General features: G+C 56.3%; 24 protein-coding genes. 11 read left to right on the top strand and 13 right to left on the bottom strand.

The annotated features are described in order from the left end of the window. Positions 1-8 precede the first annotated feature (8 nt). The 4 genes from DXY31_RS03750 (at position 9) to DXY31_RS03735 (ending at position 3,037) form a co-directional block, all read left to right on the top strand. Complete coding sequence (locus tag DXY31_RS03750) at positions 9-1,955, top strand: hypothetical protein (protein ID WP_137024887.1); 1,947 nt, start codon at positions 9-11, stop codon at positions 1,953-1,955. Positions 1,956-2,338: 383 nt separating this feature from the next. Further along, a complete protein-coding gene (locus tag DXY31_RS16755) occupies positions 2,339-2,494 on the top strand; it encodes a hypothetical protein (RefSeq protein WP_170953536.1) in 156 nt (51 codons plus the stop codon). Then, complete coding sequence (locus DXY31_RS03740) at positions 2,487-2,681, top strand: hypothetical protein (RefSeq protein ID WP_137024886.1); 195 nt, start codon at positions 2,487-2,489, stop codon at positions 2,679-2,681. Before DXY31_RS16755 ends, DXY31_RS03740 begins: the two co-directional genes overlap by 8 nt. A gap of 125 nt (positions 2,682-2,806) precedes the next feature. Beyond that, on the top strand, positions 2,807-3,037 hold the full coding sequence (locus DXY31_RS03735; RefSeq protein WP_114992270.1) for a hypothetical protein: 231 nt from the start codon (positions 2,807-2,809) through the stop codon (positions 3,035-3,037). Positions 3,038-3,068: 31 nt separating this feature from the next. On the opposite strand, the gene DXY31_RS16750 is transcribed toward DXY31_RS03735, so the two are convergent. Continuing rightward, positions 3,069-3,227: a hypothetical protein gene (locus tag DXY31_RS16750; protein WP_170953535.1), complete on the bottom strand. Its 159-nt coding sequence runs from the start codon at positions 3,225-3,227 to the stop codon at positions 3,069-3,071. 53 nt (positions 3,228-3,280) lie between these two features. On the opposite strand from DXY31_RS16750, the gene DXY31_RS03730 reads away from it, so the two are divergent. Then, positions 3,281-3,592 (top strand): hypothetical protein, encoded by a 312-nt coding sequence (locus tag DXY31_RS03730; RefSeq protein WP_244279511.1) that lies wholly within the window; start codon positions 3,281-3,283, stop codon positions 3,590-3,592. A gap of 41 nt (positions 3,593-3,633) precedes the next feature. Here DXY31_RS03730 and DXY31_RS16745 read toward each other — a convergent pair whose 3' ends face one another. The 12 genes from DXY31_RS16745 to DXY31_RS03670 form a co-directional block, all read right to left on the bottom strand. Continuing rightward, the gene (locus tag DXY31_RS16745) at positions 3,634-3,801 is read right to left on the bottom strand and encodes a hypothetical protein (RefSeq protein ID WP_170953534.1); all 168 of its coding nucleotides are present in this window, start codon (positions 3,799-3,801) and stop codon (positions 3,634-3,636) included. Positions 3,802-3,952: 151 nt separating this feature from the next. Beyond that, entirely contained in the window at positions 3,953-4,180 is a 228-nt protein-coding gene (locus tag DXY31_RS03720; protein ID WP_114992265.1) for a Nif11-like leader peptide family natural product precursor, read from the bottom strand. Further along, on the bottom strand, positions 4,177-4,539 hold the full coding sequence (locus DXY31_RS03715; protein WP_114992263.1) for a c-type cytochrome: 363 nt from the start codon (positions 4,537-4,539) through the stop codon (positions 4,177-4,179). Before DXY31_RS03715 ends, DXY31_RS03720 begins: the two co-directional genes overlap by 4 nt. A gap of 126 nt (positions 4,540-4,665) precedes the next feature. Then, complete coding sequence (gene petE / locus DXY31_RS03710) at positions 4,666-5,025, bottom strand: plastocyanin (protein ID WP_114992261.1); 360 nt, start codon at positions 5,023-5,025, stop codon at positions 4,666-4,668. Positions 5,026-5,060: 35 nt separating this feature from the next. Next, positions 5,061-6,068 (bottom strand): NAD(P)-dependent oxidoreductase, encoded by a 1,008-nt coding sequence (locus DXY31_RS03705; protein WP_114992258.1) that lies wholly within the window; start codon positions 6,066-6,068, stop codon positions 5,061-5,063. Further along, the gene (hemE, locus tag DXY31_RS03700; protein WP_114992256.1) at positions 6,065-7,123 is read right to left on the bottom strand and encodes a uroporphyrinogen decarboxylase; all 1,059 of its coding nucleotides are present in this window, start codon (positions 7,121-7,123) and stop codon (positions 6,065-6,067) included. Before hemE ends, DXY31_RS03705 begins: the two co-directional genes overlap by 4 nt. A 100-nt stretch (positions 7,124-7,223) precedes the next feature. Further along, positions 7,224-9,521, bottom strand: coding sequence for a 1,4-alpha-glucan branching protein GlgB (gene glgB / locus DXY31_RS03695; protein WP_114992254.1), 2,298 nt, complete (start codon positions 9,519-9,521; stop codon positions 7,224-7,226). 70 nt (positions 9,522-9,591) lie between these two features. Continuing rightward, positions 9,592-10,338: a DUF3887 domain-containing protein gene (locus DXY31_RS03690; protein ID WP_114992308.1), complete on the bottom strand. Its 747-nt coding sequence runs from the start codon at positions 10,336-10,338 to the stop codon at positions 9,592-9,594. Positions 10,339-10,360: 22 nt separating this feature from the next. Then, entirely contained in the window at positions 10,361-12,010 is a 1,650-nt protein-coding gene (locus DXY31_RS03685) for a CocE/NonD family hydrolase (RefSeq protein ID WP_114992252.1), read from the bottom strand. Beyond that, positions 12,000-12,287, bottom strand: a complete 288-nt coding sequence (locus DXY31_RS03680; RefSeq protein WP_114992250.1) for a hypothetical protein — start codon at positions 12,285-12,287, stop codon at positions 12,000-12,002. The genes DXY31_RS03685 and DXY31_RS03680 overlap by 11 nt, the downstream gene beginning before the upstream one ends. Before the next feature lie 65 nt (positions 12,288-12,352). After that, positions 12,353-12,757 (bottom strand): DUF4332 domain-containing protein, encoded by a 405-nt coding sequence (locus tag DXY31_RS03675; RefSeq protein ID WP_114992249.1) that lies wholly within the window; start codon positions 12,755-12,757, stop codon positions 12,353-12,355. Beyond that, positions 12,754-13,197 (bottom strand): Ycf51 family protein, encoded by a 444-nt coding sequence (locus tag DXY31_RS03670; protein WP_114992247.1) that lies wholly within the window; start codon positions 13,195-13,197, stop codon positions 12,754-12,756. The genes DXY31_RS03675 and DXY31_RS03670 overlap by 4 nt, the downstream gene beginning before the upstream one ends. 85 nt (positions 13,198-13,282) lie before the next feature. Between DXY31_RS03670 and DXY31_RS03665 the strand changes: the two genes are divergently transcribed. The 6 genes from DXY31_RS03665 to DXY31_RS03640 all read left to right on the top strand — a co-directional run bounded on the left by DXY31_RS03665 (position 13,283) and on the right by DXY31_RS03640 (position 21,711). Beyond that, on the top strand, positions 13,283-17,686 hold the full coding sequence (locus DXY31_RS03665; protein ID WP_244279510.1) for a translocation/assembly module TamB domain-containing protein: 4,404 nt from the start codon (positions 13,283-13,285) through the stop codon (positions 17,684-17,686). A 3-nt stretch (positions 17,687-17,689) separates the two neighbouring features. Continuing rightward, positions 17,690-18,616 carry an ROK family protein gene (locus DXY31_RS03660; RefSeq protein ID WP_114992242.1) on the top strand — a complete coding sequence of 309 codons (927 nt, stop codon included), beginning with the start codon at positions 17,690-17,692 and terminating at the stop codon, positions 18,614-18,616. A 16-nt stretch (positions 18,617-18,632) separates the two neighbouring features. Continuing rightward, complete coding sequence (locus DXY31_RS03655) at positions 18,633-19,949, top strand: glutamate-5-semialdehyde dehydrogenase (RefSeq protein ID WP_114992241.1); 1,317 nt, start codon at positions 18,633-18,635, stop codon at positions 19,947-19,949. Then, positions 19,946-20,329, top strand: a complete 384-nt coding sequence (locus DXY31_RS03650; RefSeq protein WP_114992239.1) for a dihydroneopterin aldolase — start codon at positions 19,946-19,948, stop codon at positions 20,327-20,329. The genes DXY31_RS03655 and DXY31_RS03650 overlap by 4 nt, the downstream gene beginning before the upstream one ends. A 1-nt stretch (position 20,330) precedes the next feature. Beyond that, positions 20,331-20,945 (top strand): triacylglycerol lipase, encoded by a 615-nt coding sequence (locus DXY31_RS03645; protein WP_114992237.1) that lies wholly within the window; start codon positions 20,331-20,333, stop codon positions 20,943-20,945. A 70-nt stretch (positions 20,946-21,015) separates the two neighbouring features. Next, positions 21,016-21,711 (top strand): DUF6629 family protein, encoded by a 696-nt coding sequence (locus DXY31_RS03640; protein ID WP_114992306.1) that lies wholly within the window; start codon positions 21,016-21,018, stop codon positions 21,709-21,711. Positions 21,712-21,714: the final 3 nt, after the last annotated feature.

Raw genomic sequence — 21,714 nt, 5'->3', positions numbered from 1 at the left:
TTCTATTAATGGCTGAACGAGACATTATTTCTTCAATTGCAGAGCTGCGTGAAGCGATTTTGAATTATGAAGTGAAGGAGGTTTCCAGTGATCTGGTATTTAATTTTTCAGATACAACAGATGGTTCGCTTTATCCTCCGAATTTAGGATTTGCTTGGACAGGAAGTTCTGCCTCTTTGTACGACTTGCTAGTTCTTAATCAACGATTTCAGTCTTCATCGGTTGATTTGTCTAAGAATGATCCCAATGCACTAAAGATTGATCTGAAAGTAATTAACGCACTCCAGCGAGGTGTGGGATTTGGTTTTGGATATCAAAACAATAATTTCAGTGTTGAAGAATTAGAGAATACTGATTACCCCACTTTTGATGTAATCGATAATACTTTTGCCATCACTGCTGTTGTCTTTGACAAGACAGAGGGGCCTTTTACGGCATTTGATTCAAGTGGTAATCCAACTTCGATTAATCAGTTAACGATCGATCAGAGAATACCAACACAGGTGTTCTGGCAAGAACTTCTTGAGGAGAAAATATCTAAAACTGTTGATAATCCCATTCCTATTCCTGGGATTGTCTTTGATGAAATAACCAAGCACTATGCGAATAGCGATCCGACGACCACAAACTATGGAAAGATTGTTGGTATAGAAGATACGCTATTTTTTGGTGCTGGGGGTAATGCTGGTGTTTTAAAGCCCGACGGTCTTTCGTTCACTGAAGGAGTGGCTAGTGCTAATTTTGACCAATGGAATTCATTCCCTGAAGCGTTTGTAAGTTCAGAAGGTGCTTTTGAGCTGATGAAGAGTGTTAATAAGACTTTCGGTATCAATGGAGCTCCAAATTTTACTCTTGATAATGCATCTGCAATCTTTTACGAAGAGTTTTTGCAAGAAAGGTTGGAAGAATATAGTCAATTAGAGAATCAAGGTGGAAACGTTGAATCTAGAAAAACAGAAATTATTGGCGAGCTTGTAGTTTTGGTTCGCTCATTTGAGAATTTTCAGCTTGCTTCCTCTTCTTTAAATACTGGAACCAATGGTGAAGGCTTTTCAAATGCTGCCAATCCACTGGTAGGAAGAAGTTATGAGGACATTACTTTGAATGATGATTTTTATATTGATACTTTTATGGGTCAAGAGTTTATCGTTGATAACTTGAAGCTTCCTGGTGATGGCGGATATGCTGCTGAGGGTTGGTTGTCTTTGATTCAAAGTTCCGACGATGTGGACCCTAACGATAACACTTACCCTAGTGATGGATGGTTTGATTTGGATAAAAAGAAATCACTTGAGAAGAGCGATATTGGTGGAGATTTAAGTAATTATAAAAGTAATTTTGTCATCAATGACCACACCATTAAATACGCCGCTTTTGCTCGCGATTCGGTCAGCAGCGACACGATTACCGCAGCTGAGTTGACCTCTGAATTTGAGAATACGCTTCAAGGCAGTACGCTTATCAGTAATGATGCCTTTGATGATGTTCGGATTGATGAGCTTGTTGGCTTTGGAAGCGACTTCCTTCCAGATGACTTCAGTACATTTATCTCAATGGCTGGCGGAGTGGATCGAGTCACGGGAAGCCGCTTCACCGATGTGATTATTGGGCCAGATGAGAGTAGCTTGCATGGAACGATGACATTCAACTCCGGAGAAGGTGGCGATTTTGTGAAACCAGGAAGAGGACAGAACCTTTGGATACTAGGAGAGGGAAGCGATGTCATTGTATTTTCCAAGGGGGATTTGTTTGGTCAGTCAATTTTCCTCGACTACAACATGGAAGAAGATATATTAATATATGAAGAGGGAATTACTGCAGAAATTGATGCAAATGACGGTTCAATTCTTTATTTAAAGGATGATTCTAGTTCCGCGATGAAGACAATCCTTCTGTCCGGTGCTAGTGACCTTTATTGGTCTGAGCAATCCATTCAAGTTGCTTCCGAGTGTTGATTGCTAGTGGCGGTCGCGCCAATTTGATCTCAGGGGATATGGGTCCTTTGGGCCCAACGTTTTAACTTATTCAAATATGTTCTGATTTGTTTGACCGAGCTGTTGTTGGTGTTCGATATTTTTGTTGGGGAGCCTTGCTCTGGAGTTGAACTTCACTGTTTGCGTAGGAAGAGAACGGCAAGCTGTACTTCGATTAACTGCCCGTTCTTGGGTTTGCTGGTTCGCCAAGTCAGCCTTGATTTCACCAGCTTCATATCTCCTTGGTCCCCTTGCCTTTCCAGGAGCTGCCTGAGGCGCAGTTGCATCTCAACCGAGGTCTGGGCCATAGTTAAGCAAATCTGAAGGAGTGGGTTGTGAAGGCTGCCCCGTCCTGTCCCCTGCACTTGGGGATCCTCGATTCACCCGACTACTGGACCGACAATGCTCTGGTTGAGGTTGTTTCGCCAGCCTCTGCTTCAGAGTGGAGGCAGTGGACTCTGGAGTTGAACTCCGATGGCAAGATCGGCAATAAAGACTGGCAGGGTGCTTCGCGTGGCTGAATCTGCTCCAGTTCGCCAGGATGAAGCGATGAAGAAACAGTCATGGCTAGCCCGGATCAGTTCTCACCTTCTGGGTGTGGTGGATGAGTACTGGGCGATGCGAGAACCTGCTCAATACCACCAGCAGCTTCCCTGCTGCAATTTGAAAAGTGAAGTTGATTCCCCCAGGTCGACCGGCAAGCGTTGAACCGGCGTAATCCCTGAATCGGTTTTGTTTGTTCAGGATCAGTTCATGTCAGCAGTGACGAGCTTGCTGCCACTCCGTTGGGCCCTGGCTAGGGATTGGAAGTGACCTCATTGGTGGTGCGCTGCATGTCCGTGATCAATATCTCCGGCGAGAAGACTCCCAAGCTTGACCGGGTGTCTGAGCATTGGCCTCGCACGATCCAGCAGTACTGGCGTGATCAAGAGAACCGTCAGAAGTCACTCCAGGCCAAGCTCTTGTCTGAAACGATTCGTCTCCAGAGTGCTTCTAGGCCTCGCAAGCAGCTCTTTGCCAAGCGCCAAAGCTTCGTTTCCCCTTGCCATACGCTGCGCTCCTGAGACCCGATCTCAGCACCCTGTTCTGCAATGCTCAGCAACAGGTTGCAAGATTGATTTTTGCCGCTTTCAGGGCTTCTTCGCAGGCAGCTCGATCTTCTTGGTCTATGTCCCCCTGACTGCCATTCAGGCGCGCTTCAAGAAAGGCGATTTCTTCGATCCAGTGGTGGCGGTCGTTCTGTTCAAGGCTCATGGCTAACTGATCGTCATTGCGTTTGGCGCTCCTACCATCTCAACATTGAGGCAGTGCTGATCTCGGTTGTGACACCTGAAGATTTCGATTATTCAGCTTCGATTTCCTTTCTTGAGATCAGGGATCAACTGCCGTCAATCGACCCTGAAAGCCTTACCCGCCAGGATGTTTTGGCGATCCTTCTGCACCTGTTTCATCAGAAACCTGGTTTTGCTGACCGAGGACACGACGCCAATAACACTGAAACGGCCTGGGTGAATGCCTATCTCTTCAGGCTGAACCTAGGCAGCGACGACCAGGGGTTGCAGGGATACGTTGTTGAATGCATTGGATCCAGTGTTGATCGCATGGCAGAACTGCGCTGATCTCAGTCACTGGTGCTTAGTCAGCTGCCTGACCAGTTCAATCACTTCTGCAGTGGGCGATCAACCAAGTCGCATTGATTCAGTCCCTGAGCATTGGGGTCGGCTTCCTGAAGTCGATGCAGGATGTTGCGTAGATCGGCTCCGGCTAGTTCTCCGTTGGTTTCCCATTTCAGGCTTGTGCCGCGACGGTTGTGAACGGTGTCGTTCATGAGCATTCTCGAGCCAATGCACTTTCGTCGATCTGCAGCGTCCAGCAAAGCTGCTTTGTAAAAGCCTTAAAGGAAGTTCAAAATGTGACTGTTGCTACTATTTTGGATCTTTGTGTTGCGCAGCCGCAGCTTTGCGCTGGGCTGCAAAGCTTCAATTGGTGCAGCCGGGCGGCCGGATTCCCAGAGCACTGCGGCTGAACCAGCTCTCCAAGGTCGATGCCTGCTTGTCTTCGATCAGATCAGCACGATTTACTGCGAAGTCGAGACTTCTTGCCAAGGAAACGATCTCAGCATCATCTGAACATGCATGCAGTTGTCGTCTGAGCGCTGCACTGTGTTCGAGCGCATGAACAAAAGAACTCAATGCTTCTCGGCTCATCGTGACCAACCTTTTTCAGCCTGTTTCTCCACATATGCAGCAACATCATCGATGTCCGTAAGACTCAGCTTGCCTTCATAGGAAGGCATCGCATTTTTACCGTTCTCGATCTGGTTTTCGATCGCTTCAATCGGATGCTGGTTGTAGGAGTCGAGGTAGGCCTGCAGGTCGGCCAGGCTGAGAGTGCGACTGGCGCGGATGACATTGCCGCCACCCATATGGCAGGCAGCGCAGTTGCTGGAGAATAGCTGCGCGCCATGGGACAGATCTGGGTCAGTGACGGCTCTTGCGGGCAGAGCGGCCCCGAAACTCAGACAGAGGCTCAGGAGCAGTGCCAGTACAGAAGCAGGGTTGGGCATCCCTTGGCGTTCATCTCTATGCCAAACCTATCCATCATCAAAAACATGAAAAGACCCCAGAGTGAACATTGACAATCTGGGGTCTGAATGTGTTGAAACCTGAAAAATCAGGTGAGATCAAGAAGATCACTCCACGATGACTTGGCCAACCATGCCTGCTCCACGATGGGGCTCGCAGTAGAAGTCGTAGGTGCCGGCTTCACTGAAGGTTTCTTCCCAAGATTCTCCAGGAGAGAAGGCCAGGTCGGGGTGGCTGTATTCGTCGTGTCCTTCGAAGACGGCGTTGTGAGGCGCCATCTTGTTATTAACAAACTTGACGGTATCACCAGCTTTGATCGTGACGGAACTGGGTTCGAAGGCCAGCATTCCTGAATCTGCGCCAAGCTTGACCTCGACGGTGGCTGCACTGGCAGAGGCGACACCCACTGTGCAGGCCAGCACGAAGGCAAGTGCGGTGTAGAAAATTGATTTAAGGCTCTTCAGCATGACGACTGTTGAAGTTGACTAATTATAGGGGCACTTCAGGGTGATCTTCGCCTCGGTAAACCTGAATCCTGTAGGACCGCCTCAAGGTCTGGCGCATGGCTTTTTTCTCCAAAGCGCTCCGGTTGGGTCACCGGTTCATGAATGAAATGGCGCTGACGAATGGAGAAGCGATCCCAGGCATTGACTTCGATCGGCAGCACCCGGATCAGTGTTTCGATTAACCAGGGCCAGAGAGGGATGCCAGGCGTTCGTCGAATTCCCCGCCAGCGGCAGAGGCTGACTACTGCTTCGTTCACGCTGATGACCTTCTGTCCCATCACAATCCTGCGGACAGCTCCCTGACCGGGCTCCCGGTTGCGTTGATGCGGGTGGGTGGCGAGATGGCCGCAAATTGCAGCGATGTCTGCTGCATGGATGAAGTGAAAACTGGCATCGGCCCGAAGAAATCGAGCCAGCCAAAGCCATTTGCTTGCCTCCGCAAGTCCTTCGGTGAGGTAGCTGGTGGGGAAAGGGCTGCTGCCGTCGACCCGGCCTCCAAACACCAGAGTGGGAAAGACGGCAACGATTTTCTCGGCGAGAGGATGCTCCTCCAAATCTTTCAAGCACTGAGCCTTCGTCTGGATGTATTCAGTGCCGTAGGCCAGCGCTTCGGTTAGGGGCTGCAGATGTCGATCCAGGATGCTGGCTGTGGAGAAATACGTGATCTGCTCGATCAATGATGGATTGAGTAGTGACAGCATTCGCTTCACTGCCACCACATTGACCTGCTGGGCCCGCTCGGGATCACCCCAGGCTGTGGCTGTGTGGATCACGCGGTGCACGCTGGCCAGCTCGGATGCGAAACGATCGGTCTCGCGAAGGTCGCCCACCAACAACTGGATCCTTGGATGATCCGCTGAGATCGCATTGAGTTTGCTGGGATCACGCAGCCAGAGCAGCAGCTCAGCGTCGCTGTTCTCCAGCAGCCATGAGCTGGTGTATTGACCGACACAGCCGCTGGCACCGGTGATCAGGATGCGCGCCGGAGTGGTGGTTTGACTCAAGCGAGAGCCCCGACCCTGTCCATCACGCTCTTGCCAGCGGTGAAGAAGGCAGCTCCATTGTCCTCAGGCGTGCCGGGGAGGATTCCATGGCCGAGATTAAGAATGTGGCGGCGACCTCGGGCCTTGCGAACGCAATCATCGATTCGAGCTTCAATGGCCTGTGGGGTTCCGAACAGCAAGCCGGGATCCACATTGCCCTGCACTCCGATGTGTTCAGGCAGGCGTGCACAGGCCTCTGCCATATCCACGGTCCAGTCGAGAGAGATGATGTCCACGCCGGTCTGGGCCATCCGTTCGATCACACCGGCGCTGCCGGAGATGTAGAGGATGAATGGGGTGTCGGGATGGGTCTGTTTGACCAATTCGACCACCTTTTTCTGGTAGGGGGCTGCGAAGACGTCGTAGTCGGCTGGGCTGAGTTGGCCGGCCCAGGAGTCGAACATCTGCACGACCTGTGCCCCGGAATCGATCTGATAGCGCAGGTAGTTGGCAATGGACTCGGCGAAATGGTCGAGCAGTTTGTGCAGCAGTTCTGGCTCACGGAAGGCCATGGCCTTGATCACCGCATAGTTCTTGCTGCTTTTGCCCTCCACCACATAGGCACCCAGCGTCCAGGGAGCACCAACGAAACCCAGCACAGCAGCCTCATTGCCGACGCTTTCACGTAAACGACCCAGCACTTCGCCCACAAAGGGCATTGATTCGCTTGGAATCAGAGGACGCAAAGCATTGACCTGGTCGATGTTGCGGATTGGATCACCGATCTGAGGCCCTTTGCTTTCGACGATGTCGAAGTCGATGCCCATGCCGGGAAGAGGCGTGAGGATGTCGGAGAACAAGATCACGCCATCAGGCTTGAAGGCCCTGAAGGGCTGCATCGAAATCTCGTAAGAGAGATCGGGGTTCTCGGAGCGCTCGCGAAAACTGGGGTACTGATCCCTCAGGTCGCGGTAGATCTTCATGTAACGACCAGCCTGGCGCATCATCCAGACCGGAGGACGCTCCACCGCTTCACCGCGGGCTGCACGCAGTAACAGAGGTAGAGAGTCGCTCATCAAGCCGAAATCAAATCACCCGGAAACCTACTTGAAGGAACCGTGCATAAACGCTGGATTCCAGGCATGCTGAGCTGTTCGTCACATCGCTGAGCACGGCTCAGTCGCTCTTGCTTTGTTCAAGAGCGCTCAGGCTGCGTTTGGGATCGTGTCTGAACACCATCAGGCTTAACGGTGGCAGGCAGAGATCGAGGGAGTTGTCGTAACCGTGGATGCCCCATTCATCGGTGGGTTTTCCACCCATATTGCCCAGATTGCTGCCGCCATATTTGGAGGCATCCGTGTTGAAGATCTCTTCATAGAAGCCCGCCAGCGGTACGCCAACTCTGTAATGGGAATGGCTCTGAGGAGTGAAATTGGCCACCACCACAAGCCAAGTTCCACTACTACTTTCCCTGCGCATGAAGCTGATCACTGAATGCCGATTGTCGTTGCAGTCGATCCACTGGAAGCCGAACTGATCGAAGTCATCCCTCCACAAAGCTGGTTCGGCCTTGTAAAGAGCATTGAGATCACCCACCAGCAGCTGAAGCCCTTGATGCGGTTCGTGGTTCAGCAGATCCCATTGCAGGTCGCCCCATACATTCCATTCGGCTCGCTGACCGAATTCCATGCCCATGAAGATGGTTTTCTTGCCTGGATGAGTCCACATGTAGGCCAGAAGAGCGCGCGTGTTCGCGTATTTCTGCCAGTCGTCTCCAGGCATCTTGTGCAAGAGATGACTCTTGCCGTGCACCACTTCATCGTGGCTTAGGGCAAGCATGAAATTCTCGGTGTAGGTGTACCAAATCGAGAAGGTGATGTTGTTCTGATGAAACTGACGGAACCAGGGATCCAGCTCGAAGTAATCGAGCATGTCGTGCATCCAGCCCATGTTCCATTTCAGGTTGAATCCAAGGCCGCCAATGTCGGTGGGTTGGGTCACCATCGGCCAGGTGGTCGATTCTTCCGCGATCGACAGTGCTCCTGGGAAATGCTGGAAGAGCACGTGATTGGCCTGCTGAAGGAAACGCACTGCTTCGGTGTTTTCACGGCCGCCGTTCTCATTGGGTAGCCACTCGCCGTCCGGCCGCAGGTAGTCGCGGTAGAGCATGGAGGCCACCGCATCCACCCGGATGCCGTCGATGTGGAACTGGTCGAACCAGAACACCAGGTTGGCCACAAGGAAGTTGCGCACTTCGTTGCGGCTGTAGTTGAAGATGAGCGTGCCCCATTCCTTGTGCTCGCCGATACGTGGATCGGCGTGTTCATACAGATGGCAGCCATCGAAAAAGGCAAGGCCATGACTGTCACGGGGAAAGTGACCTGGCACCCAGTCGATGATCACGCCGATGCCCTTGGCGTGGCAGCGGTCAACGAAAGACCGGAATTCATCTGGGGTTCCGTAACGGCTGGTGGGGGCATACCAGCCAGTGACCTGATAACCCCAGGAGCCATCAAATGGATGCTCGGTGATCGGCATCAGTTCGATGTGCGTGAAACCCCTCTCCTTGACATAAGGAATCAGCCGATCAGCCAGTTCTGAGTAGGTGAGAAGACGCGCGCCTGGCTTGAGATCTGCTGCGGGAACAGGCGTCCTTGGGCTGCCATCGGCCTCGATGAAAGGCTCTTCCGCGGACGCATGAATCCAGCTCCCAAGGTGCATCTCGTACACAGAGATCGGCTGGTCCAGCACATTGCTGCTCTCCCGTGTCTGCATCCAGCTGCTGTCGGTCCAGTTGAAACCATCGAGGTGGCTTACCAGGGAGCTTGTGTCTGGACGCACTTCGTGATGGAAGCCATAGGGATCGGCCTTCTGGTAGCAGTGGCCGTCCTGGGTACGGATTTCATACTTATAGAGCTCTCCTTCAGCCAGTCCCGGGACGAAGAGCTCCCAGATCCCTCCCAGGCGCTGTTGCATGGGGTGTTGGCGTCCATCCCAGCTGTTGAGGTTGCCAATCACGCTGACGCTGCGCGCGTTGGGAGCCCACAGGCAGAACATCACCCCCTGGACTCCGTCCTGATCACAGCGATGGGCACCCATGCGCCGCCAGATGTGATGGTGGTTGCCCTCTGCGAACAGATGGCGGTCCATTTCGCCCATCCATTCCTGACGGAAAGCCCAGGGATCATGCTGTTCATGGGTGATCCCTCCACGGTTCACGCGGATCCTGTATGCACTGCCTGGGTTGTGACCGACCTCTGCTTCGAAGATCCAGGGATGGTGGGGAGTTGCCATAGCAATTTCCTCTCCATCGATCAGAAGAGTCACATGATTGGCTTCGGGCATCCAGACACGGATCACCCAGCCGCCGTTGTTCTGCGATTGAGGGCCGAGAACGGAGAAGGGGTAGTCATGACGACACTCCGCAAGTCGCTGGGCGTCCTCAACCATCCAGTCCTGCACAGCGATGGTCATGTCGACGGAGCTTTCGTAGGCCGGGAGCTTAAGCGGAAAGCCCGCTCAAACTCCTTCCCTGCCAGGGATTTCAGACCAGATCAGCTGAGAAGTCGACGTTGATGATCCGCCCCTGGCGGTTGAAGATCACGAAAAGATTGTCGGTCATGTTGCCGAATTCGATCGTGACCAGCACCAACTGCTGCTCACTGCTGCTCGAGGCTGCAAGTGAGCTCTTGATGCTCTTCACGCCCCCAAGGACCCGCTCCAGCTTCGACCATTTGCGTTTGAGGTCAGCTGGGGAGATCTCCTTCTGAAAGTCGAGGTCCAGGTAATAGCGGGCTGCGACCCAACGACCGGCATCAAGATCCTTCACAAAGTTCAGTGCGGTTTGTTCGATGGGGAGCATCGTGTCGACCCACTTCCAGGCCAGCAGTTGTCCGTCGTCATCGAGCACCAATAGAAGTGGCAGTTCGCGGGTGCCACTGTTGGTGATTGCCACCGTTTCTACGGTCGTGTCGTCAAGACCCTGGTTGATCGCGCCCACCCGGAAAGACTCAATCAAGGGTGCGCTTTGTAGGCGCTGGCTTATGGCATCCACGCTGGTGGCTGATCTCAGGGGCGTTGCCAATAGCTCGTAGATGCCCTGGGCGTTTTTCGTTTGGATCGACTTGAGAAGTTTGCTGGCGGCCGTTTTGGCTTGGCTTGGCGTGAGATTGGTCCGCGGCGCATTGAGGGCCTGGGCAACTCCAACCTCGGCTCGGACGCTCACCGCGGGGATCATCTCCACAGTGCATGTGGCCATGGCAGTGGCCAGAAGACAGGAGGCGAACTTCACGGCAATCGACAAAACAATCGCGTCAGTCTGCCGGAGTTCCTAGGTGTTGGGGCTCCAGCAGAGGCAGCATCCACAACTGAGCTATCTCAAGGTGCAACTCAATGCTGATCACGCGGCAATCGGCGCTAGGTGCGCTACAGGCCATGGTCGGTTGCCCGGGATTGATCCCAATGGCTGGCCAGGCGGCTCCTGCAATCGACAGGCGCAGCCGGTCGCCCGGTTCGAGCGTGGCATGCAGAGGCTGAAGTTCCAGCTCCCGTTCACAGAGCTCGAGGGCTCCCTCACCGCGTACTCGCAGCATCCCCGTTGAAAGCTGTTGCACTGTGTTCGTGCCTAGCGGCAATCGCGACAGTGCCACACAAAGATCGAATCCAGGCTGGTCGGCGCAGACGCGAAGCCTCAGCTTTGGCTTGCCATTGAGATGGAGCGCGCCTTGCAGGGTTTCACCGCTAAACACCGCCACATCACTGCGTCGGTCAAGGGATGCCCGATCGCAGGGGCCGGCACTGGGGCTGAGATGGCCGCCGATGGCGGGCACAGGCCTCCATGGGTCATGAACGATCATCACCCTGCCGGCATGATCAGGTTCTATAGAAAGAATCTGTCCTTCTTCAGGCTCAAGGCAAGCGAGGCCACGACTGCAGAGGTACCAGCGCTCCTGGGTTGATGGTTGTGCTGAGATCCCGGATGAGGGAGTGATCGATGCTGGATTCAGATCCTTCGGTCCGCTCCAGCTTTCGCTGACCTGGTTCCAGAGCCAAACAACAATGTCATCTGCACTTTGCAGAGGTGCGGAGTCGCTGGGAGAGGAGATCAGATGCCGCTGAAAGAAGTTCAGCAGCAAGGCGCTGCTCTCTGCCCACCACTGAAGATGGGTGGCTGGACCGATGTGAAGTTCAGGTCGACCTCCTGCCGCCCTCGCTTGTTCCGCAAGCGCAATCACGCCGCGGAGATGGGGATCCCACCATCCGCCCAGTAACAGCATGGGCTGCTGCAGCCATCGATGCGCCACGGAATGGTGGATCCAGTCGCTGTCCCGTTCGGGGTTTTGCTTGAGCCAGCGCAGGGCCATGCCGCAGGGATCATGGCGTTCAAGCATCGCCATGCCTTCACGCAGGTAGCTGCCGTCCTCAAGGCTGCGTCTGATCTCGTCCCAGGCCCCATGATCTCCCCGCTTTTTGGCCTGAAGACTCGCCAGCTGCAATCCCCAGCCCAGTCCCAAGTGCCACCAGTGGGCGTTGCCATCGCAGCTCCAGTGATCGCGTTCATCCAGGCCGCACATGGCCGGTGCAAGGCAGTCAGGCGGCTGGCAGCCCGGAGGCGCCAGCAGTTGAGTCAGACCCTGATAGGAGAAGCCATACATGCCGACACGACCATTGACCTCTGGTCTTTGCCTCAGCCAGGTCAAGGTGTCTTCAGTGTCTTGGGCTTCCTGCGCGAATCCTCGGAAGCATCCTTCCGAATCTCCCTGACCGCGCACATCCTGAACCACGACGACAAAGCCGTGACTGCACCACCAATCGGGGTGGGGAAGCGTGACCGTTGATGCGATGGACCTGCCGTAGGGCTGTCGCATCAACAGTGCAGGCCAGGGTCCATGGCCGCAGGGTCGCCACACCCGTGAGACGAGCTCAACGCCGTCGCGGGTGATTAGTGACGCATCAGCGAACATCCGGACAGTTGAGTCCAATCACGTAGGTCGCCACAATTTCAGCCTCCGTTTTGTTGAGGTTGCGTTGGCCGGCAATCACAGCAATGGATTGGCTCGACAGTGCTGACTCACCACGGGAATTGATGGATTTGAATTGTTGGCAGAGCGCCTGAGCTTCCCCAGGATTGCGTTTGACGCTCTCCAAAAGCGAAGACTGGGCATGACTGACAGGGCTCAGCGCAAACAGCGCTGAAATAACCGCAACTGTTGAGAATCTGAGGTTGTTGAGGAAATACATCGGAACCTCTGTCCGAATCTGACCTCATTTGAAACGGGTGAGACAGACCTGGCTGGTCTGGACGGTCAGTTCGTGTTTTGCCTCTCCCTGGCCCTCTTGATCCAGCGACGGGCCAGAACCAGATCCACAACCGGGGGACGCCCGCTGCGCAGCTGACGTTCAAGCCGTCCGGTTCTGGTGATCAAGTCCTGAGGGGAAGCCGCAGCGATCGCTGTCACGGTGGCCAGTCCTGCATGCATCAGCAGGGCAGCATCCTGGGGAGCCAGGTCTAACGCGCAGGCGAGATCCGCCATGCCTTGAAGCCGTCTGAGGTTGCGTGCTGACGCCCGCCCACTGGCGGCAAGTCGACTGATCTGCAGCGCGTCCAGAGCCTGCAGCTGCCCCCAGGTGGTAATGCCGGAGGCAAGAAGCTGTTTCTGTTCATCGCGGAGGCCCTGGGGTAGGTCCTGCAGAGGATCCTCGGGTCTCATCCGGCTCGGAAGTCGCGCACGGTTTCACCCAGAACCACCGATCGGGAAGCCCCTTCACCTGCGGGCTGCAGTTGACGCAGGCGAACGGTCACCTCCGGGCTGTTGCGGCCGCCGGGACGCACGTTCCCTGCTAGTTGCTGCAGGGTTGGCTCGATCGCTTCGTCGGGAAAATCGGCCTGGGCCTGCGCCACAACAAGGTTGTCACCATTGTCAAAAACGATCGGTGCCCGTAGTGCACCCTCCACGCTGATGCTTGGGGTGTAGCTGAGACCAAAAGCCCAGCAGCTGGCCGACAACAGCAGCGTGAAGCTGCTCACTCCCACCAGTCGGAAACGGATCCCCCAGCGGGCGATGAAAGCGATCAGGGTCAAGCCGAACAGCGCAACTCCGCCCTTGGCGAGCCAGATGCTGGAGGTGGAGAGCAATTCCTCAAGTGGCATGGGCTGGTCTGCTGGGAATGTGGTCCTTATATTGCGTCGACCTCCGGCGTATTGACGGGCATCGATGCGAGGAGGTCCAACCAGCATGCGGCGTAACAGGCTCGTTCTGTCTGTTCTGGGAGGATCCCTCATCGGTGGGGGCGCTCTCTGGTTCTCGGCCGATCGCTGGGCCGATTCCCTGTTTCAGCGTCTGCGTCCAGGCATTGAGGCTCAGATCTCTAAGCCCCTCGGTCATCCCGTCAGTATCGGTCGCTATCGCGGCTTGGGTCTGCAGGGAATCGCTTTAGGACCTGTTCAGGTCCGCAAAGGTCCACTTGATCAGTCGACTGCGGAGATTCAGCGCATCACCATCGGGCTCGATCCCCTGGCCAGTCTGCAGCGATTCAGGCCGGTGTTACAGGTGCGGGTCAGAGGAGCTCATCTTGAGCTTCGGCGCAATGACAATGGTGATTACTGGGTTCCAGGCCCCTTCCCAAAACAGGGCAAACCCCCCCGAGTGGATCTGAAGGTGCGTTTCAGCAATCCTGCCAGGATCCGGATTGCTCCTGCAGGACTCAGTCTCACAGCTGCAGGTTGGAGCGGCATCCGTCTGGATGAGCACAGGGCTGATGGCGTCCTCAAGTTTGTGCTTCCAGAGAGGGGGCGTATCACCGTTAAGGCACAGGGGCGCTGGGTCCGCCCGGAGTTTGAGCTCACCACCCGACTGGAACGGATTCAGTTGGCTCGTTATCAGGGCCTGCTGCCGTTGCAGTGGCCTTTTCAGATGCGGGGGCAGCTGGGAGGCAACCTGCGCCTGGGCTGGCGTCGGGGACAAGCCAATTGCAGCGGGGGAGTATCCCTGCAAAAAGCTGAGTTCAGCGGCCAGGCCATGGAGCACAGGCTTGAGTCGCCGCAACTGCGCATCAGTTGTCGTGGGGACGTGCTCAAAGTCACGAACAGTGGATGGACTTACGGGCCTTACAAGGCCTCATTTGGGGGCAGTGTGCGTCTCAACCGTTCCTTTGCTCTCAAAGGAGCTCTCAAGGAACTGGATCAGAACCGCAATCTGGCTTTCCAGTTGGACGGTGACTGGTACCAACCGAAATTGCGCATCAGTGGGCTTTGGGCTTTGCCCGACTCCATCCCGGTGGACGGACCTCTTCGACTTGGTGCGCAACTGAGTGCGGATTGGCGTGACTCCCAGAACTGGTCGGCAAGACTGGATGGGCTTGATCTCAAAGCACCCGGTCTGGATGTGAAGGCCAAGGGAGCGTTGCATCCTCAGTTGAAGATTGCGACCCAGCAGCTTGATCTGGCGGGGCCCGCTTGGAAGCGCTTTCCTCTCGTTCCGTCTCTTCTCGGCACTGAAGCTCCCCTTGAAGGAGAGCTGAGGTTGACCGGAGCATCCTTCAAGCCGGAAGTATCTCTAGCTATCGCTCAGGCCAGCAATCCCTTGCTGCAGGCCTGGTCGCTGCAGGCTGGCTGGACTGCGCAATCGGGATTGCTGAAGCTTGAGCAGTTCCGCAGTCCTGATCTCACCGCCCGTGCTCAGATGCCGCTCAGCCTTGGTGCAGGTGGTCTGAAAACCGGTCCACTGGAGGCTGATCTGAATCTTGACTCCTACCCCCTGAAGCGGCTGGGTCCTCTTCTTGGTACGGAAATGGATGGAACGATTTCGGCCTCAGGGCGGGTGCTGGGCCCTCTTGAGGCACTGCGGCCTGATCTGCGTCTTGCGCTGAATCATCCGCGGGCGGGTGCTATGCGCCTGATGGAGGACTGGCGTGGAACCTTCCTCGGTCGCTCCGGTGGAGGCGGTGTGCTGTCGATGGCGTCGGTTGGCTCGGTCATCGCGGGATCACTTGAGGCCCGGCTGGGCGCAAACTGGCTCCCCAGCGAAGTGATGCTGCGCCGCCGCCAGGGGGATCTGCAGCTCAGTGGAACGCCGGCTGCTTACCAATGGACAGCCAATGACCTAACGGTTGATGGACTTGAACTGGCTCTTCCGCCCAAGCAACGCTGGGAAGGGGTTTACGGCCGCTTGAGTGGTGACGGCACACTTGGGCTGCAACCGCTCGCCATGACAGGCGATCTGAGCATCAGCCGTCCTGGAATCATGGGGCTGCAGCTTCAGCAAATTCTGCTCACAGGCCGTTATTCGGATCGTCGTTACGCGATCACGGGCGAGCTACTGCCACCGGATACGGGCCAGATCACCGTGGATGTCGAAGGACGGGTTGACGGTCCTTTCAAGGGTGAGGCCGTGGCCAGGGGACTGAGCGCTCGCTGGCTCAGCAACAGTGTCCTAAGCCTGCCCAGGCTCAATCAGGATGCTCCCTTAGAGCAGGGCTCAGCGGCAGATCTGGGCACGCTGCTGGTGAACACATTCGGCGGCAATCTTGACGGGCAACTGCAGGCCTTGCGTGACGCTCGGCAGGCCTTGCTGCAGGCACGGAGGGAGAACCGTGACCGTGAACCGTTCCGTGTTGAGGATCTCCGCGGGCAGGTGGATGCGGTGATCGATCTGACCGGTCCTCGGATCAGTCGTCTCAATCTTGATCTCAATGCCCGGGGGCATCTATGGATCGAGGGTGATGATGCGGATTACGCCTTGCAAGTGAAACCCTTCACCGCACGGATTGAAGGTCCACTGCAGGGAGGAGAGGGGCAGTTCTCCTTTGCGCATCTGCCCTTCAGCCTGCTGGCACTGGTTGCACCCGTGCCGAGGTCCCTGATGGGAGCCCTTGGCATGAGCGGCACTTACCGCCTCGACGGTGCCAAGGCAACAATCAGCAGCGAGCTGGTTCTCGAGAATGCACGGCTCGGCCCCAATCCGATTGCGCTTAAACGCGGACAGGTACTGCTGAGCGATCAGGCTCTCAAGCTCGATCTGGCTCTCGTCTCTGAATCCTCCAGAGAACCAGTGACCCTCACCGGAAGAATTCCCTTTGCTGCTGATCAGCCGCTCGATGTCCGCATTGTGAGTCTTGGCGATGGCCTGAAGTTCCTGACCGGGTTGGCTAACGACACCGTGACCTGGGACAGGGGTGATGTGGATCTTCGCCTGTTGCTCGGTGGCACTCTGCTGACGCCGAAAGCCAATGGCTACATCGTGATCAAGGACGCTGCCTTCAAGACACAGGGTCAGAGCCTTGCCAAAGTCAACGGCTCCATGCTCTTCGACTTTGACCGCTTGGAAGTGCAGTCACTCAAGGGAAGTGTTGGCGCAGGTGGTCAACTCAAGGGAAGTGGTGCTCTTGCACTTCTGCGCCCCTATCCCGAGGCCAAACCCCTGCGAATCCAGCTCGAGAAGGCACGGGTGAAACTTCCCAATGCCGATGTGCAGGTCGGCGCTGACCTAATGATCACCGGAGCTGTGGTGAACCCACAGATCGGCGGAATTCTCGAGGTCAGCAATGGAGCGATTCGGCCGAACCGCTCGGTGCTTTCGCGCGTCAGGAGTCCACTCTCTCAGAAGGCTGACTCCACCAAGGCTTTCTTGACCAAGGCCGTCTCCGTTGATGAACTTCTTGAGGAAAAGTGGGACTTCAAAGAGCCTCTGCTTCTGCAGAGTGCTGATGTGGAGGCGGAGACGAGCCGCTCGATCAAGGCATCCCTGCCGAAACTTCCCTTCATCGGATTCCGCGACCTGCGCCTCACGCTTGGTCCCAAGCTGAGAGTGGAAATGCAGCCTTGGTACAACTTCACCACGGCAGGTCTGCTCACCGTCAATGGAGCTCTTGACCCAAGCCTGGAACTGCGTGGCGTTGTTCAGTTGTTGTCAGGTCGGGTGACCGCGTTCACCACGACTTTCAACCTTGATCGCGCCGCTGCAAATGTCGCGGTGTTCACCCCTTCGCTCGGGCTGATCCCCTACGTGGATGTCGCCATGGTCACCAGGGTCTCCGACAACGTGACCGTCAACAATGACAACAACAATGCCTTCTCCAAATCGGTGTTTGAGACCAACGGTCTCGGCAATCTCGGTGCCGGAGGTCAGCTCCGGCTCATCAAGGTGATGCTCTCGGCCACCGGACCGGCCGACCGACTGGGTCAGAGCATCACTCTGCGTAGTTCACCATCGCTTCCCCAGCCGCAGCTGCTGGCACTGATCGGCGGTAACTCTCTGGCTGGTCTTTCGGGAGCTGGCGCCGGAGCGGCTCTGGCCGCCGTTCTTGGGCAGTCGCTGTTGTCTCCGGTCCTTGGAACGCTCTCGGATTCGTTCAGCCAGAGGCTGCAGTTCGCCCTTTATCCGACCTACGTCAACACCGTTGTTCAGAATGAGAAGGAGCGCGTTTCCGGCCAGGTCCCTCCACAGCTCGCCCTCGTGACCGACGTGGGTGTTTCCATCACTGAACGCTTCGACTTCTCTGTGCTGGCTGCTCCTAATCGCAACGACATCCCGTCGCAGGGAACCGTGACCTATCAGATCAACCCGAACATGAGTCTGTCTGGATCGGTTGATAGTCAGGGCACTTGGCAGAGCCAGTTGCAGTTGTTCATGCGCTTCTGAGCGATGACTGAATCGATCGCTGAGCGGTGCGTTCTAGGTGTCGATCTCGGCGGAACCGCGATCAAGCTGGGTCTGTTCAGCCTTGAGGGAGAGTTGCTGGCGGAACATCAGCGTCCAACGCCTCAACCCGCCACACCGGGATCAGTTTGTGTGGAGATCGTCGAGGCGATCGGAAGCCTCGACCCTCATGGCTTGGCTTCGGTGGTGGGGATTGGCCTGCCTGGTCCGATGGATGCCCAAGCGCGGGTGGCCCGCGTTTGCATCAATCTGCCGGGCTGGGAGGAGGTACCACTGGCCGCGTGGCTTGAACCACGCCTGCAGCGAAGGGTCACTCTCGCCAATGACGGTAACTGCGCTCTCGTGGGTGAGGCCTGGAAAGGCGCGGCCCTGGGCTGCAGCGACGTGGTGCTGCTCACACTGGGAACCGGCGTTGGCGGAGGAGTGATGGTCGGTGGCCAGTTATTCACAGGTCACAACGGAGCTGCCGCGGAACCGGGGCTGATCACGCTGTTTCCAGATGGACCTGAGTGCAACAGTGGCAACAGGGGGTCGTTGGAACAGTTTGCGAGCATCGCCGGTTTGAAGCGGCTCAGTGGCAAAGAGCCGTCCTCACTGGCCATGGCCGCATCCAGTGGGGATGCGCAGGCCAGGGCCCACTGGGAGCGCTACGGCCAGCTTCTCGGCACAGGGATCAGTTCGCTCGTTTACCTATTCACACCGCAGCTGGTGCTGATTGGGGGGGGATTGGCTGGGGCCAGTGAGCATTTCCTTCCTGCGCTGCGACATGAGGTCGCTACCCGTGTTCAGGAGGTGAGTCGCGAGGGCCTCCAAATCAAGGCGTGTGCACTAGGCAATGGCGCGGGGCGTCTGGGCGCCGCACGCCTGGCAATTCAGCGGCTGTTGCCTTCAGCGTCTCCCCAGGCGGGATGATGGAAGTCGTTTTTAAATGTCGCCCGTGCAGGCCGTTCCAGACCCCTCCCCGGAGCTTCTGTCTGTGGCGGTGGGCCTGCGCCGCGCCGCCACGGATCTGGGCCTGACCAGCGATGACCAGCGTCGGCAGGCGCTGCTGGCCATGGCGGAGTCACTCCGTGCGCACACCGGCGCCATCGTTGCCGCGAACCGTAGGGACCGTGAGAACGCCGAGCAGAGTGGGCTTGCTTCGGCACTCATGGCCCGTCTCAAGCTCGATGAAGTCAAGCTTGAAGGAGCAATCACCGGGGTGCGACAGCTGGCAGAGCTTGCTGACCCCCTCGGCCGACGTCAGTTACACCGGGAGCTTGATGACGGTCTTGTGCTTGAACGCGTCAGCGTCCCTCTCGGGGTCGTGGGTGTGATCTTCGAGGCCCGACCGGATGCTGTGATCCAGATCGCCTCACTGGCGATCCGGTCCGGCAACGGGGCGATCCTCAAGGGTGGACGTGAAGCCGAGTGCACCAACAAGGCAGTCATGGCAGCACTGCAAGAGGGACTCGCTGCCACGTCGGTCGTTCCCGAAGCCCTCGCTCTGCTCACCACCCGTGAAGACAGCCTTGCACTGCTGCGCCTTGAGGGATTGGTGGATCTGATTATCCCCAGGGGCAGTAACGAACTGGTGCGCTTCATTCAAGACAACACCCGCATTCCCGTGCTCGGCCATGCCGATGGGGTCTGTCATCTGTATGTAGATGCCGAGGCGGACCCTGATCAGGCTGTGACCATTGCCCTGGACAGCAAGGTGCAGTATCCGGCTGCCTGCAACGCAATCGAGACGCTATTGGTTCATGCCGATATCGCCGGGATTTTCCTGGCGAAGGCCATCCCCGCCTTCCAGACCGAAGGTGTGCGGCTGCTCGGCGATCCAGGAGCTTGTGCCCTCGGGATCAGTGAGGCCGCGGCCGACGAGGACTGGGGCACGGAATATCTGGCATTAACCCTGTCTGTTCGTGTTGTGGATGATCTTGAGGCAGCTCTTGAGCACATCCGTCGCTATGGCTCACGCCATACCGAGGCGATCGCAACCCGGAACGTCTCTACGGCGGAGCGATTCCTGCGCTCAGTCGATAGCTCCGGTGTTTATCACAACTGTTCCACGCGATTTGCCGACGGCTTCCGTTACGGATTCGGCGCAGAAGTGGGTATCAGTACTCAGACCCTGCCTCCAAGAGGTCCTGTGGGTTTAGAGGGGCTGGTGACCTATCGCTATCGATTACGTGGTGACGGCCACATCGCTGCCGACTATGCCTCGGGTGCGCGTCGCTTCAGCCATGTGGATTTGGAGGGATGAGCAACGTTACCCATCCCCTGGACATCATCAGAGTCGATAATCTCCGCCTCTGGGCCCATGTTGGGGTCCTTGACCATGAGCGTGAACACGGTCAGTGGTTCCGTGTTGATCTAGAGCTGCATCTTGATCTGAGCCACTCTGCCTCTGCTGATTCGTTGGCGGCAACCGCTGATTACAGCCTGGGAGTTCAGGCTCTGCAGCGCCTTGCTGAAGAGATCAGCTGCCTTACCCTCGAGCATTTTAGTGAACGCATGTTTGAGGAGCTTGAGGAGATCTATGGGGCGTTGCCGATGCATCTTTGGCTGAGCAAATGTCATGCTCCGATTCCAGGTTTCGCGGGTACGGTGAGCCTTGAGCGCTGGCGCCGCAAGCCGTTCTGATATGACCACCACGGTGCCTTCTTCATCACGGCGACCGCTGGTTCTGGTGCATGGCCTCTGGGATACGCCTCATCTATTTCGACGATTGGTCCGTCTTTTGGAGGTGCATGACGTACCACTGTTGGTGCCCCATCTCCCACACCGCCTGGGGGCTGTTCCTTTGCGCAACCTGGCGGAGCAGCTCGACGTTCATATCCGTGAGCACTGGGGTGATGACGTGGAGGTGGACCTGCTTGGTTTTTCAATGGGCGGCATCATCGGGCGTGTCTGGCTACAGCAGCTAGGTGGTGCCCAACGCACCCATCGTTTTGTCAGTGTTGGCAGTCCGCAGCGGGGAACTATCACGGCTCAATGGATTCCCTCATGGCTGTGCGCCGGGCTTGCCGACATGAAACGAGGCAGTCCTCTGTTGCGTTCTCTCAACGCTGATGTGCAGATGCTCAAGGGATTGGACTGCGTCAGTTATTACTGTCGCTGGGATTTGATGGTTGTCCCGGGGTGGCAAGCCCATCTGCCAGTAGGACTCGTAAGCAGAGTTCCTGTATTGACCCATCAGCAGTTGATGTCGCATCCCCGATCGCTTGATGTTTTGCTGAGAACGCTTCTGAGTGACTGATTGGTGCACGAACAGTGACATGTTCTGTGCTGATGGGCACACTTTGAATGTCATCCATGTCCTGCCGCGCATGTGTTTTTCGGCTTCGGCAAGTTTTACGGCATCAGCCGTGCTCGTTCCTCTTGGTCTTTATTCGCATCATCTGGCTACGCGTCATGAGCGCCCTGATTACAAGCCTCTCGCCCTGGTGCCGTTCTTCTTCGGGGTTCAGCAATTTGTCGAGGGGCTGGAATGGACTGCGATCGACAATGGCGGCATCGAGCCCCTCGCAACGATTGGTGGCCTCGGTTTTCTCTTTTTCGCCTATTGCTTTTGGATGATCTGGATCCCTTGGAGCGCATGGTCGATCAGCCGAAGTACGGACTCCAAGGGATTACAACGACGCTTGAAATGGGTCGCGATCGTGGCCACTGTTCTCGGCATCGCCTTCTATGTGCCGATGCTCTTCAACCCGCCGGCGATTCAGCCAGCGGTACACAGCAATGGTCGACTTATTTACAACATTTCTGATCTGCACAGCATCCTTCACAACTTCGTCAACACGGAACCCGTTGGTGAGTTGGTGTACTGGGGCTTTATTGTCCTGCCGCTTCTGGCAGTCAGCGACAAGGCTGTGAAGCTTTTTGGTGTGCTCATTTTCGTGTCGATCTTCCTCACGTGGGCCACTTACAGCGCAACTTTCAATTCGGTCTGGTGCTTCTACTGCGCCGTGCTCTCGATCATCGTTATCTGGATCGTTAATCGTCCCCATCTGCGTCAGGCCTGAAGC

This window comes from Synechococcus sp. UW179A, from assembly GCF_900473965.1.
Taxonomy (GTDB): Bacteria; Cyanobacteriota; Cyanobacteriia; order PCC-6307; family Cyanobiaceae; genus Synechococcus_C.
This window is presented reverse-complemented; position numbering and strand designations above follow the sequence as displayed.

Coding starts and splice junctions, on each gene's coding strand:
- DXY31_RS03750 (WP_137024887.1), top strand. CDS start 9: ATGGCTGAACGAGACATTATTTCTTCAATTGCAGAGCTGCGTGAAGCG.
- DXY31_RS03735 (WP_114992270.1), top strand. CDS start 2,807: ATGTCCGTGATCAATATCTCCGGCGAGAAGACTCCCAAGCTTGACCGG.
- DXY31_RS16750 (WP_170953535.1), bottom strand. CDS start 3,227: ATGAGCCTTGAACAGAACGACCGCCACCACTGGATCGAAGAAATCGCC.
- DXY31_RS16745 (WP_170953534.1), bottom strand. CDS start 3,801: ATGAACGACACCGTTCACAACCGTCGCGGCACAAGCCTGAAATGGGAA.
- DXY31_RS03720 (WP_114992265.1), bottom strand. CDS start 4,180: ATGAGCCGAGAAGCATTGAGTTCTTTTGTTCATGCGCTCGAACACAGT.
- DXY31_RS03715 (WP_114992263.1), bottom strand. CDS start 4,539: ATGCCCAACCCTGCTTCTGTACTGGCACTGCTCCTGAGCCTCTGTCTG.
- petE (WP_114992261.1), bottom strand. CDS start 5,025: ATGCTGAAGAGCCTTAAATCAATTTTCTACACCGCACTTGCCTTCGTG.
- hemE (WP_114992256.1), bottom strand. CDS start 7,123: ATGAGCGACTCTCTACCTCTGTTACTGCGTGCAGCCCGCGGTGAAGCG.
- glgB (WP_114992254.1), bottom strand. CDS start 9,521: ATGACCATCGCTGTGCAGGACTGGATGGTTGAGGACGCCCAGCGACTT.
- DXY31_RS03685 (WP_114992252.1), bottom strand. CDS start 12,010: ATGTTCGCTGATGCGTCACTAATCACCCGCGACGGCGTTGAGCTCGTC.
- DXY31_RS03680 (WP_114992250.1), bottom strand. CDS start 12,287: ATGTATTTCCTCAACAACCTCAGATTCTCAACAGTTGCGGTTATTTCA.
- DXY31_RS03675 (WP_114992249.1), bottom strand. CDS start 12,757: ATGAGACCCGAGGATCCTCTGCAGGACCTACCCCAGGGCCTCCGCGAT.
- DXY31_RS03670 (WP_114992247.1), bottom strand. CDS start 13,197: ATGCCACTTGAGGAATTGCTCTCCACCTCCAGCATCTGGCTCGCCAAG.
- DXY31_RS03665 (WP_244279510.1), top strand. CDS start 13,283: ATGCGGCGTAACAGGCTCGTTCTGTCTGTTCTGGGAGGATCCCTCATC.
- DXY31_RS03660 (WP_114992242.1), top strand. CDS start 17,690: ATGACTGAATCGATCGCTGAGCGGTGCGTTCTAGGTGTCGATCTCGGC.
- DXY31_RS03655 (WP_114992241.1), top strand. CDS start 18,633: ATGTCGCCCGTGCAGGCCGTTCCAGACCCCTCCCCGGAGCTTCTGTCT.
- DXY31_RS03650 (WP_114992239.1), top strand. CDS start 19,946: ATGAGCAACGTTACCCATCCCCTGGACATCATCAGAGTCGATAATCTC.
- DXY31_RS03645 (WP_114992237.1), top strand. CDS start 20,331: ATGACCACCACGGTGCCTTCTTCATCACGGCGACCGCTGGTTCTGGTG.
- DXY31_RS03640 (WP_114992306.1), top strand. CDS start 21,016: ATGTGTTTTTCGGCTTCGGCAAGTTTTACGGCATCAGCCGTGCTCGTT.